The sequence below is a fragment of the Sphingomonas hankookensis genome (genome assembly GCF_001619955.1).
In the GTDB taxonomy this organism is placed as follows: Bacteria; Pseudomonadota; Alphaproteobacteria; order Sphingomonadales; family Sphingomonadaceae; genus Sphingomonas; species Sphingomonas hankookensis_A.
Window position 1 is genome coordinate 81572 of record NZ_LQQO01000001.1, and the last position, 12430, is coordinate 94001.

A 12430-nucleotide genomic window follows, 5' to 3' on the forward strand; every position below is an offset into this window, starting at 1 on the left:
CTACTCCCTGCTGCCCGCTCGCCCCCCGGCCAATCAGAACCAGGCGCGAACGCCCGCCACCACGCTGAAGCCGCCGGTGCCCTCGCCCGCGGCGCGGGCATAGCGCGCCGTGTCGCCGAGCCTGCGCTCCCACGACACGCCGACATAGGGCGCGAACTCGCGTTTGATCTCGTAGCGCAGCCGCAGCCCGGCTTCCGCGTCCGTCAGTCCGGACCCCAGGCCGCTGGACGGCACGTCCTGCGCCGACAGGTTCAACTCGACGCGAGGCTGCAGCACGAGCCGCTGGGTGATGCGCTGGTCGTAATAGCCTTCCAGGCGCCCGAACACGTCGCCCTTGTCGGACAGGAACAGCGCGCCTTCGACGTCGAACCAGTAAGGTGCGAGCCCTTCGAAGCCGACCGTGGCGTAGGTGCGGTCCGGGCCGGGCCCGAAGTCCTGGCGGACGCCGGCCTGCAGGTTGAAATAGGGCCCGACGGCCCGGCTGTAGAGCGCCTGCACCTCGCCCTCGGTATTCTCGCGGAACGTCCCTTCGCCCTCGCTCTTGATCGTCAGGCGGTTGATGTCGCCGCCATACCAGAACTCGCCGTCCCACCTGTAGCCGTCACGGCCGTCGCGGAACTGCACCTCGGCAAGGTTCAGCATCAGCTGCGAATACGACATGCCGCCATGCTCGCGGCGCAGTGCCGTCCGCGCGGGTGCCATCGCGTCGCGGCCCCACACGCGATCGGCGTAGTTCGCCTCCGGCGCAGCGGGCGCGGGTGCGTTCCCGGCCGGCAGCGCGGTGCCGCCCTTGCCCATGGGGGCCGAAGAGACGGCAGGCGCGGTCGCCTTGGGGGTGCAGTGACCCTTCGCGGCATGCTCGGGCGGACAATCGGGATCGGTCGCGGCCGCAGGTGCAGGTGCAGCAGCCGCAGCGGGTGCCGACTGTTGCGCCGCCGACGTCTTGGGCGTGCAGTGGCCCATCGCCGCATGCTCGGGCGGGCACGAGGGATCGATCGGTGCCGCACCTGGGGCCGCCGCGGCGGATGATGGCGACGTTGAGGCACGCGGTGCCGGACGCGCAGGCGCCTTGACCGCCGGCTTCGGCTTAGCCTTCGGCTTCGGCCTCGCCTTCGGCGCGGGCTTGGCCGCCGCAGCCTTCGGCTTGGCGGGCACGGGCATCTTGCAATGGCCCATCGCCGCGTGTTCGGGCGTGCACTGGGCGGCCGAAGCCAGCAGCATGGCGCTGAGGACGAGGCTCATTTCGTATCTCCGTCGCGCGGCCGGACGGAGACGACCTGCATCATCCCGGCGTGCATGTGGTAGAGCATGTGGCAGTGGAACGCCCAGTCGCCGACGGCATCGGTGGTGACGTCGAACGTGGCGGTGCCGCCCGGCTGGACCTGGATCGTGTGCTTGCGCGGCGCGAACTCGCCATGACCCGTGACGAGCTCGAAGAAGTGCCCGTGCAGATGGATCGGGTGACCCATCATCGTGTCGTTGACCAGCGTGACGCGCACCCGCTCGTCCTTCAGGAACGGTATCGGCTTCCTGACCTCGCTGAGCTTCTCGCCGTCGAACGCCCACATGTAGCGTTCCATGTTGCCGGTGAGGTGGATGCGCATCGACCGGTCGGGCGCGCGCACGTCCGGGTTGCGGTCGACCGCCATCAGGTCGGTGTAGACCAGAACCTTGTGGCCGACGTCCTCGAGGCCCTGACCCGGCTCGCCCATCCGGTCGACCGGCATCGGCGAAATGGTCTGCACGGTCGGCGTCTTCTTGACCTCCGGCGCGACCGAGAAGTCGCGCATCGAGTGATCCATGCCGCCCGACGCGTGGTCCATCGCGCCCTGCTGACCACCGCCGGTCGCAGCGTCGCCGGTCGGCTTGCAATGGCCCATGGCGGCGTGTTCCGGCGGACATGCCGGTGCCGCCGCGCCTGCCGGCTTGGCGTGGCCCATGGCGGAATGGTCCATGCCCGCCATCGATCCGCCGGAGCCGTGGTCCATGCCGCCCATGCCCATGTCCTTCATGTCGGCGAGCGGTCGGCGGCGCAGCGGCGGGACGGCAGCGGCCATGCCCTCACGCGGCGCGAGGGTGGCGCGCGCCATGCCGGACCGGTCGACGCTTTCGCCGACGATCGTGTAGGCGCGCTCATCGGCGGGCTGGACGATGACGTCGTATGTCTCGGCGACCGCGATCTGCATCTCGTCGACGGCGACGGGGCGGACCGGCAGGCCGTCGGCCTGGACGACCGTCATCTTGAGGCCGGGGATGCGGAAGTTGAAGGTGGTCATAGCCGAAGCGTTGATGATCCGCAGCCGCACCTGCTCGCCGGGGCGGAAGAGGCCGGTCCAGTTGTCGCGCGGGCCGTGGCCGTTGACGAGATAGGTGTAGGTGCTGCCGGTCACGTCGGCGACGTCGGTGGGGTCCATGCGCATGGCGCCCCATTCCAGCCGTTCCTTGGCCGACTGGTCCTTGCCCGCGAGCAGGCCGGCCAGCGTCTGCTTCTGGAAGTTGAAGTAGCCGCCCTGCTGCTTGAGCTTCTTGAAGATGATGTGCGGGTGCATCTGGCTGTGGTCGGACAGCACGATCACGTGCTCGCGGTCCGACTGGATCGGGTCGACGCCCTTGGGGTCGATGACGATCGGGCCGTAGTGGCCGAGCTGCTCCTGCAGGCCCGAATGGCTGTGATACCAGTAGGTGCCCGACTGCACGATCGGGAATTCGTAGGTGAAGGTCGAGCGCGGCTTGATGCCGGGGAAGCTGACGCCGGGCACGCCGTCCATGTGGAACGGCAGGATGAGCCCGTGCCAGTGGATCGAGCTGTCCTCGTCGAGCGCGTTCTCGACGTGCAGCCGCACGTTCTGGCCTTCGCGCAGGCGGATGAGCGGGGCCGGCACCGTGCCGTTGATGCCGATGGCGTGGCTCTCGCGACCGTCGATCATCATCATCTGGTGCGCGATGCGCAGGGTGATGTCCTCGCCCGACACCGTCGGCAGCGGCTTGACGATCCCTGCGGATACCGACTGCGCCCAGGCGGGCATGTAGGCCGCGAGAGCGAGGCCGCCGCCGGTCAGCGTGGCACCGCGCAGAAGCTGGCGGCGATCGATGGTGCGCGTCATGGATGTTCCGGTGTCTGCCATAGGTGGATCTGCCTTCTGATACGCGCCGGACGCCCTTAGCCCTCGATCGTTCCAGCGCCCGTTCGGGCATGCCTCGCCGAAGCGGGGGCGCTCGTCGCACGCCCGGCTGGCGACGGCTGGCGCGGCGCGCTTCAGATCGGTCCGCGACGAGTGGCCGCGCTTCGGCCAGCGCCGCCGCGTCGATGCGAGGCGGATCGGGAGCGCCGTCCCGAGCGCGATCGCGCCGTCAAGCTGACGGCACCTGACTGCCAGTCCGGGGGGAGGGGCGGGGAAGAGCCTTACGAGAAGGAAAAGAGCATGAGCGAACTCGACCTGTCGGGTATCGACCCGCTGCGTCGCGGCGAGGTCAGGCGCCGGATCGGCGTGCTGGACCGCTATCTCGCCATCGAGCGCCCGACGCGCGCCGATGCGGAACGGCATGCCGGCGAGATCGGCATCGGCGTCGCCCAGTTCTACCGGCTGGCCAAGGCCTGGCGCCTCCACCGCAAGCCGCAGATGGTCGGGGCGGGAGAGCGCGGGCGGCCCAGGACGCGGCGCGACGGCGTGCCCGAGAAATCGCGGTCAATCGTGGTCGAGGTCATCGGCGAACTCGGCGCGGATGCGAAGCTGGCCGACCTGCTCCGCGAGGTGGCACGACGATGCGAGGCAGCGGGCACCGTCACGCCCTCGCGCGGCGCCCTGTGGACCTATGTCATGGACGCGCGCGCCACCAGCCCCATCCGGACCAACGAGCCGCGCCGCATCGTGGTTGGACGCGTATGGGCCGAACTGCCCACGTTGCACGGCGACGGCAACATGTTTCCCGAAGTCGCGATCGCGATGCTCCTGCCCGAACGGACGATCATCGGCAGCGACGTCTCACTGGACCCCGGCAAGCGCGGCAGTGCGGCACTGGCGCTCGCCCGAGCGTTCGCGACCATGGGCGACGTCCCCGCCGACCTGCAGGTCGAGGTCTCCGCCGCCGACCGCGAAGAAGTGCTGCCGGTGCACCTCGCGCGTCTCGGCCGCGAACCGCTCCTTGGCGGAAGGTCCACAGGGACGACGATCGCCAGCAACCTGGGCCGCATGGTCGGCGGGCTGCGTATCCTGCACCGGCCGCACACCGCCAACCCGGATCGCCTGCTGGCTGCCCGATCCGTCAAACCGCTGGACGGTGACGCCGCGGCGACCGAGGTGGAACGCGCCATCCGCCGCCACAACGAGGTGATCAGCGGCGATACGGTAGCCGCCGAACCGACCTAGTCGTGCTTGCCGCCCAGCGTCGCCAACGCCTTGTAAAGGTGCGGCGGCGGTTCAGGCGCTCCCGCGCGAGACAGGTCCAGCGCGTCGTTGTGCGCGTCGGCGGCGCGGCGTAGCGCGTCGTATGCGTCAGCCTCGGTCCAGGCGGTCATGTCGCTATTCGCGGCGAGCGCATCGCCCGCCAGGGTGCGCGTGGGCGTGAAGGTCACCTTGCCGAGGCGAGGACCGAGCGTCCTGGCGATCATCCGACCATAGCGTCGCTCGCCGCGCTCAAGGATGAAGTGGGTATCCCTGAACCGGGAATTCAGCTCGTGCATGACGCTCGAGATCCGGTCGATGTCCTCGCCGGCCGTGATGCGCATCACCGAGAACACGTTCGACCAGCGCCACCGCCCGCCCTCGCGTTCGATCGTCCGCAGCGCGTCGTTGGCGGCGCCGTTGTGGCCGCGAATCACCGCCTCGATCGCGCCGACGCCGACGCCCAGCACCGCGCCGGTTCCCGCATCCATGCAGAGGAAGGCGATGTGGGGCCGCCCATCGACACGAGGCAGCGATGTCGCGACGCAATCGGACAGAAGCACCTGACCGAGCGGCATCGAGGAAGCGATCCGCCGCTGCTCCGCCTGCACGATTTCGCGCAGCTTCGTCATGCCGGGGACCTTCGCGCCCTCCGGCAGGCGCGCGAAGCGAACCATCCTGTCGACCAAGGCGCTGGTCGACATGTCGCCGAACAGCAGGACCACCTGGCGAGCGGCATCGCTCAACGCTTCCAGAACGTCGCTGTCGACCTTGGACTTGCGCGCGCCCGCGCGCGCGAAGACGCCGAGCGACGCGAGCGACGGAGTGTCGCGCCATTCGGCGGCGATGCGGTAGAAGCGACTGACGCTCATGTCGCCCGCGAGAGCGGCGGCGGACACGACGTCCAACTCGCCGCGGCCGCCATCCCATTGCCGCAGCGCCGCGAAGCGCGCCAAAGCCCGCGCCCTCTGCGCCGGCGTAAGGCGCCGCCAGACATCCGCCTCGCCGGCCGCACGATCCTGAAAGGCCGCGACCAGCTCCGACGGCAGCGAAACCTCGCGATCGCGGTCCGTTTCCATCCGCGCTCATTAACCATCGAAGGCGCCATTGTCGAATAAAAACGCGAGTTTTTCATTGCCGCATCGTTCAAGTCATATATATGCAACTTCCGAATAAGAATGCGACTGGTTGAGTCGTTGCGGCGTCGGCGACGCTGCCGCTCCGCCACGCAGGTTGTGAAAGGCGTCGCGGATGTTGCGAGACGAACAGCGGAACGGGGATGTAGAAACCGAACAGTCGATGGCTGCCGCGGGTGGCTCGCCAGCCGCGGGTGCACCGAGTGTCCCGACCTCGCGGCTCCCCGTCTTCACCCACGCGCATCCGCTCGCGGGCTGGAGCCCGTCGCGGCGTCCCCCTCGGCATCGGGTGATGCGCGTGCCGCACCGGCACGTCGTCGCCGACCATCTCAACGGGGTGAAGGACCCGGCTCGCTGGGTGCTGATCGGCATCGAGGCCGCGGATGATCTCGGCATGGTGCGCACGGGCATGACCTACGACAAGGACTATGGGACGAGCGCCGGCTTTTTCGAGAAGCCGCAGCGCCTCCAATTCTTTGAGGGGCCGAACGAGCCGGCGGTCGCCGACCATCTGGAAATGTCGCCGCGCTACCTGGACTTCCAGTTCCAGCCGCTCCGGCTGACGTTCCGCCGCGCGGACGGCCGCGTGATCCACAAGTATCCCGACGTCGGGATCGAATACGACGACCACAGCGTCCGGTTCGGCGAGATCAAGTCGGACGACGCGTGGTTCCAAGCGGCAGGCATCCGACGTCCGCTCGAGCGGATCGACATGGCGATGTCGGCCTCGGGCATGGACACGCTGCTCAGAATTAAGGGGACAGTCTTTCGCAGGGACGAGGTGCAGAAGGCGCACGGCATCGCGATGGAGGCCCGCCTGACGACCTTCGATCCGTCGACCGACGGCGGCCGGGCCCGCGCGGCCGTCATGGCCGCCGGCGGCCGGGCCCGCTACGCCGACGTCGTCGCCGCCCTCGGCGGCCACCGCGCGCACGCGGTCGACAAGCTCTACGCGATGCTCATGCGGCGCGTGGTCGACTTCGACCTTTCGTCCGAGCCGACCGCCGACACGCTCGTCACGGCGCCGCGACCCGCGAGCGCGTTCGCGCTCCGCGAGCTGCTCGCGCGCTTCCAGCGGAAGGTCGCCTGATGCCGAGTCCGCTGCGCATCCCCGCCGGCACCGTCTTCGCGCACGACGGCACGCGGATCTCCTTCGTCGAGGAGGTGGACGACTTCGTCCTGCGCTTCGTCATCGAAGGGACCGACGACGAGTTCTTCGTCGAGGCGGCCCCGGGCGTGATGGTGCGACCGACCGTCCAGTGGCTGCTGGACGAGTTCGCGGCGGGGCGTCTGCGCGAGTTCACCGCAAGCGAGGCGACGCTCACCGAATGGCGCGGACGCTATCTCGGCTGGGACCGGACGGCCTGCCTCGCCAAGCAGCCCAAGGCCGTCCGCAAATACGAGCTCGCGCTGGCGGCGCTCGTCCAGGGCAAGCCCAAATCCGCGACGGCGCTCGAGGACTTCGCCAAGGAGATGTATCCGGACGACGAGGTCGCATCGGGCCGCTCGATCATCCGCTGGATGAACAATCTCGAAGCCTTCGGCGAGAAGGTCGGCGTCATGATGAACCGCAGCGGCCGTGAGAAGGGCCGCTCGCCGCTGCCGCGGATCGTCGACCGGCTCGTCCATCAGGCCATGGCGCTGCACTGGTCCGTCGACGCCATCAAGAAGATGGACGCCTATTCGCTGACCGTCGCCGCTTGGCACCGGCTGAAGGACGCGGGTGCCACCGGCATCGGCGACGCTCCGCCGCACAAGAGCACGGTCGTGAACCGCATCAACAAGTGCGAGGACATGGAGGCCTGGACGTCCAAGCACGGGCCGCATGAAGCCAATCGTTATTTCCTCGCCTCGGGCGAGAGCATGCCCATCACCCGTCCGTTCCAGCTCGCCTACATCGACGGCACCGAGTTCGAGCAGGTGTGTCTGTTCTCGGCCGACGCCGAGATCCCCAGCAACAAGATGAAGATCGTGCAGGTCATCGATGCCTGCGCGCTCTTCGCATATCCAACCACGCCCTTCAGCGGACCCTATCGGTCCGAAATGGGGATGTACGCGCTCATGGGTGCGCTCACGCCCCCCGTGCTTACCAAGGAGCAGATGGCGGCCGATCCCATGCGCGTGCTGTTCTTCGGCCGTCAGGGCCTGCTGCGCGGCGACAACGACAAGGCCATCATACCGCCGTCCGCGATCGGAAACCTGGCGAGCGTCATCGGACGCGTCGAACTGGCGAAGAGATACGGGTCGGACGAGAAGTCCAACGTCGAGAACTATTTCGGATGGCTGAAGCACAGGTTGGAAGGCGAACCCGGCACTGTTCTGTCCGCCCGTAGCCGCCGGCGCTCGATCCGCCGCGATCCGATGAAGGAGGCGGCAATGACCCGCGCCAGCTTCGCGCAGAAGCTGGAGGCGCTACGGCTCGAGTGGAACGACACAGCGCACGAGGCCATCGGCTGGCGGAAGCCCAACGACGTCATGCTCGAGTTCATCTCGGCCCAGCGGACCCGCTTCAGCGACCCCAAGGACGTCCGGCGCAACCTCGCGCGAACGGTCCCCGGGGTTCTCACCACCGATGGCGTCGTCCACGACAACATCACCTACAGGTGGAACCGCGAGGGCGTGACGCAGACGCTGTCGAGCAACCTCGCCGCCCAGGCGTTCTCCAAACGGCTGGAAGGCACCGCGCGGTGCGACGTGTGGCTGCGCGTCTTCGACTGGAACCTCGACATCATCGAGATCGTGGACGAGGCCGGCAACGACTTCGTCGAGCTCTGGTCCGACGATCCCGACTACACCCAGTTCCTCACCCGGTTCGAGCACAAGTTCCACCAGTCCTGCGTGATCGCGGGCAGCACCGGCGCGCAGACGGCCGAGCAGAAAGCCCTGCGCCGGGCGGAATCCCTTCAGCAGCAGTGGGAGGATCTGCACAATCTGCCCTATGCCATCGCCAAGAAGGCAGGGGCGGTCCTCGAGCGTGCTGAGGTGCGCGCGAAGGCGCGCAACGTCGCCGACGATCCCGATCTCACCGACTTCTCCGCCTTCATGATCCCGACGGACATAGGCGGCTCGAAGCGAGCGGACGTTCCGCTCGGTCCCACGCAGTCGCGCTCCGCAGACGCACCGGACGACGGCACGGACGCGCGCGCGGACACCAACCGTGGCCCGGCAGGCGACTGGGGCGGACTCGATCCCGCACCCCGATCCAACCTCGACATGCTCGCCGCCGACCAGGAGCAGGAGGACCTGGACGGCGGCATCGACTGGGACGCGGACGATGACCGCCGCTCCGAGAATTCCTCTTCGGGAGATGATGCGTGACCAACGCGAAAAAGGATCCGCTCGGCGTCCAGCCGCCGCCCGTCCGCGGCGATCCCAAGCCGGTGTTCACCGACCCGGCCCGCAACGCGCGGGTCGAGGCGGTCGTGCCGTTCTTCAAGACGAACTACATCGAGCACGAGCCCCAGACCATCGTGGTAGAGCAGCTGCTCAGCTACCTCAAATCCATGCAGTCGCTTCTTGGTGGGCCGATCGACGGCCGCTGCCTGTCCGAGCACAGCAACGCCGGAAAGTCGCGCATGATCGAACATCTCGTTCGCATGGCGGCATTGAGGCGGGCCGAGGCGGGGCTGCCACCCAATCCACACCAGATCCTGTGCATCGAGCTGGACAAGACGACATCGGTCGCCACCTGGCTCCGCCGCATCCTATACGAGATGGGCGACGACCACTGGAACGACCGCAACGCGAAGATCGAGGACCTCGAGGATCGCATCCTCACCATGTCTCGCAGGCTCGGCGTGGAGGGGATCGTCGGTGACGAGGTCCAGCACCTCGATCGCAAGACGACCGACGCCCGACAGGTCACCGACCGCTTCAAGACGTTCCTGAACCGCGGCATCCTGCCGCTCATCCTAGTCGGTGACGAGGACGCGGAGAAGTTCTTCGAGAAGAACGGCAAGTTCGCCTCCCGCCTCGGCACGCCGCTCGAGCTGAGGCCGCTCAATCCCCGTGGCGACGCTCACGACAAGGAACTCTTCCTCACCTTCTGCGAACGCCTCGACCAGTCGATGGTCGAGGGCGGGATCATCGACGAGCTGAGCGGCCTGAACAAGATTGGCTTCCGGACCCAACTCGTGACGGTCAGCAGCGGGCACGTCGGTCGCGTGTGCCGTGTGGTGTGCGAGGCGGCGCAGCACGCGCTGCGTCGCGGATCGCCCGCGATCGAACGGCACGACATGAGCGTCGCGACCCGGGGCTTCGCCATGAAGCTGAAGTGGGTGCTCCACGATCCGTTCTCGAATCGCGGCGGCTCGTGAAGGTCGCCGAGGCCCCGTTCAAGCGCCTGCGGTTCGAATACGATCCCGGGCCCCGCGAAAGCGTGATCGGTGCACTCGCCGCCGCCTGCCGGGAGCACCGACTCCCCAGGATCGCCACCGCGCTCGAAGGCGGCGGCGTCCATGTCGCCAGGATCGGCTTGATACAGTGCGTCCCAACCGACATGCTCGATCGCATCGCGCGCGTCATCCGCACCGAGCCGGCGAACCTTCACACGATCGCCTTCACATGGTCCGACCGACGAGATCGCATCGTTCTGGGCGATCTCGTTGCGCCCAGGTCCGCGTTCGACCTGGAGAGACGCCGCATAAGCCCGGTGTCATTGCGCAAGGGGCCATACCATCGCAGCGACTGGCTCAACCTGCTGCTGCCCTACTGCCCGGAATCCCTCGAACTGCTCGTCGACGCCTGCCCGGATTGCGGACCCCTGGGGTGGCGCTGGACCCGGGGGCTCGACGCCTGCGAAGGCTGCGGCAAGCAGATCGCACCGTCGAAGGCCCCGCCGCTGCCGCTCTATGCGGCCGACGACTACCGCCTCTTCGCCGATCTGATGTCGCGGGATCCGGACGCCGGCGCGAAAGCGGTCGAACAATTGCCCTCGGTCATCCAGTCCTTCTCGCGCACGGCGCTGGTGGGTGTGGCACTGCGCGCGGGGATCGTCGCGACGTCCGGTCGACGAGGAGGGGGCGTCGAGAAGTTGGCGGAGGCAGGGCCGGACGTGGTGGTGAAGGTGGTTGCGACGGGGGCGGCGCTGCTGCGGCGGTGGCCCGCCTCCATGCAGGCGTTCGCCGACAGGCGGCTTGACGCGATCGCCGGCGACGTGGCCGCCTATGAGACCATGCGTCGCGATATCCGATGGATCGCGCAACGTCAGCACATGGAGGAAGGGCGCCTCGTCGCCCTCGCGTTCCCCGACATCGATGGTCGCAAGGTCCAGACCTTCGCGAAGGACACGCGCTACTACACGGCGACGGAGACGAACATCCAACTCTGGACCTCGTCGCAGCAGCTGAAACAGCTTCGCGACGCCAAGGCAGTCCGCTTCGAGGAGTTGCCGGGCGGACAACGCAAGCGCGTGCGGTATGACGCAGACGACGTGGATGCGCTGCGGAACCTGCTTCGCACTTCCACGACCGCGGAATCCGTCGCCGCCCGGTTCGAGATCCCCGTCTACGCCATCAGCCAGATCGCATTCCCCCAGCCGGTCCCGACCGCGAGCGACGGCCCCGACAGCTCGGACACTGCTCTGCTCACGGCCTTGAATCATCCGGGCGTCGTGATCCTCCAGGGTCAGAAGCTGGACGCCACGTCCGTCGAGAATTTCGCTCGCGAACTCGATTCCATCGCCATCCGTCACCAACCGCCCCCGGGGATCATCACGCTGCGGAGCGCGATGATCAGGTATCCGGGTGAAAAGCCCTGGGGTCGCGTGCTGGCGGCATTGCTTGGGAGGCGAATCCCATACTACGTGGCCGGGACCCAGCCGGCGACCGCACGCAGCATTCATGTCGATCCAGCCAGACTGCCCAAGCTCCCGCTCTGCCAGCGCGAGCGGGACGAGAGTTTCCTGAGGTTCACGCACGTGTCCATGCGCGACGCCGGCGAGATCCTCGGCGCCGGCTTCGAGGAAACCGCCGAGGCGATCGCATCGCGCGGCATCGAAATCTCACGCTACGGCAAGGGGAACGGGGTCTCGCGCGAGGCAGTTGACGCGCTGGCCCGCATCATCGCCTTCACCGGCGAGGCCGCCGTCTTCTCCAACCGCAATGCGGTCGGCCTCTACCACGAGCTGAAGCGAGCCGGCGTCGCCCGCCTGCATGGCGGATGGTCTCGCCGTGAACTCGTTGAGCGCGGGCTGGTCAGCCATGCTCGAGCGGGCTGCGGACAGTCGTTGCGAACCAAATGACGAGCTTGCCTCGACGCGCTAGCGCCGGCATTATCTGCAAGGTGCTCGGCGGTTCAGGTCAAGAAACCTGTGACAAAGTTAAAGCGCCGCAGCGCCGGGATTTGTTAGCGTTCGCCGTTACTTAGTTTCGCATTCGCCGATGCGCTTGCCCTCGATGCGGACCTTCTGCGACATCGCCGTCCGGCCGGTCATTTCCATCTGCTGATCGGTCGTGAAGCTTGTCGGGGTGAACGTGCCCGTCGTCTTGCCGGTCATCTGCGTGTCGCCGGGCAATTTGCAGCTGACGTCGCTTTCCATCCTGCCGCCGGCAAAGCTGTTGCTGGCAACGGTGCAGTCCGCGCCCGACTGCTTCAGCATTTCCTCCGGTCCCTTCGCCGCCTGCTCCGGCGTGATGCAGATGGTGTTGGTCTGCGCCGGCGGGTTGGCGGGCATGCCGGCGGGCATGTTCGCCATCTTCAGGTCGCTGACCTGCGTGCGGATCTCCCACTTGCCCGGTTGCAGCTTGGGCGTTTCCGCGCCCGCCCCGGTTTCGGACGACACCACTTGACCGGTCGCCGAATTGCTGGTCAGCGTGGTCGATCCGGTCTTCTGGTCGCCGCAGGCCGTCAGGGCCAGCGCACCCAGCGCTGCCAGGGGGATCAGCTTTTTCATGCAACGCTCTCCTGTTTTCG

The 12430-nt window shown here is 67.8% G+C and carries 9 protein-coding genes; 5 read left to right on the forward strand and 4 right to left on the reverse strand.

What is annotated here, in order from left to right; all coding sequences use genetic code 11:
- Nucleotides 1-33: 33 nt before the first annotated feature.
- Nucleotides 34-1242, reverse strand: coding sequence for a copper resistance protein B (locus tag AVT10_RS17650; RefSeq protein ID WP_084401169.1), 1209 nt, complete (start codon nt 1240-1242; stop codon nt 34-36).
- Nucleotides 1239-3104, reverse strand: a complete 1866-nt coding sequence (locus AVT10_RS00470) for a copper resistance system multicopper oxidase (RefSeq protein WP_066686861.1) — start codon at nt 3102-3104, stop codon at nt 1239-1241. Before AVT10_RS00470 ends, AVT10_RS17650 begins: the two co-directional genes overlap by 4 nt.
- A 318-nt stretch (nt 3105-3422) precedes the next feature.
- On the opposite strand from AVT10_RS00470, the gene AVT10_RS00475 reads away from it, so the two are divergent.
- Nucleotides 3423-4367 (forward strand): hypothetical protein, encoded by a 945-nt coding sequence (locus AVT10_RS00475; RefSeq protein ID WP_066686863.1) that lies wholly within the window; start codon nt 3423-3425, stop codon nt 4365-4367.
- Here AVT10_RS00475 and AVT10_RS00480 read toward each other — a convergent pair.
- A complete protein-coding gene (locus AVT10_RS00480; protein ID WP_066686865.1) occupies nt 4364-5461 on the reverse strand; it encodes a hypothetical protein in 1098 nt (365 codons plus the stop codon). The genes AVT10_RS00475 and AVT10_RS00480 overlap by 4 nt on opposite strands.
- A 349-nt stretch (nt 5462-5810) precedes the next feature.
- Here AVT10_RS00480 and AVT10_RS00485 point away from each other — a divergent pair, with 349 nt between their 5' ends.
- From AVT10_RS00485 to AVT10_RS00500, 4 genes are read left to right on the forward strand one after another with little or no spacing between them, the layout of a single operon-like run.
- Nucleotides 5811-6608: a hypothetical protein gene (locus AVT10_RS00485; protein WP_066686868.1), complete on the forward strand. Its 798-nt coding sequence runs from the start codon at nt 5811-5813 to the stop codon at nt 6606-6608.
- Complete coding sequence (locus AVT10_RS00490) at nt 6608-8836, forward strand: hypothetical protein (protein ID WP_066686869.1); 2229 nt, start codon at nt 6608-6610, stop codon at nt 8834-8836. Before AVT10_RS00485 ends, AVT10_RS00490 begins: the two co-directional genes overlap by 1 nt.
- Nucleotides 8833-9834 carry a TniB family NTP-binding protein gene (locus tag AVT10_RS00495; RefSeq protein WP_066686872.1) on the forward strand — a complete coding sequence of 334 codons (1002 nt, stop codon included), beginning with the start codon at nt 8833-8835 and terminating at the stop codon, nt 9832-9834. The genes AVT10_RS00490 and AVT10_RS00495 overlap by 4 nt, the downstream gene beginning before the upstream one ends.
- Nucleotides 9831-11759 (forward strand): hypothetical protein, encoded by a 1929-nt coding sequence (locus tag AVT10_RS00500; protein WP_066686875.1) that lies wholly within the window; start codon nt 9831-9833, stop codon nt 11757-11759. Before AVT10_RS00495 ends, AVT10_RS00500 begins: the two co-directional genes overlap by 4 nt.
- A gap of 117 nt (nt 11760-11876) precedes the next feature.
- Here the strand turns inward: AVT10_RS00500 and AVT10_RS00505 are convergent, their stop codons facing one another.
- Nucleotides 11877-12410, reverse strand: a complete 534-nt coding sequence (locus AVT10_RS00505; protein WP_066686878.1) for a DUF3617 domain-containing protein — start codon at nt 12408-12410, stop codon at nt 11877-11879.
- Nucleotides 12411-12430: the final 20 nt, after the last annotated feature.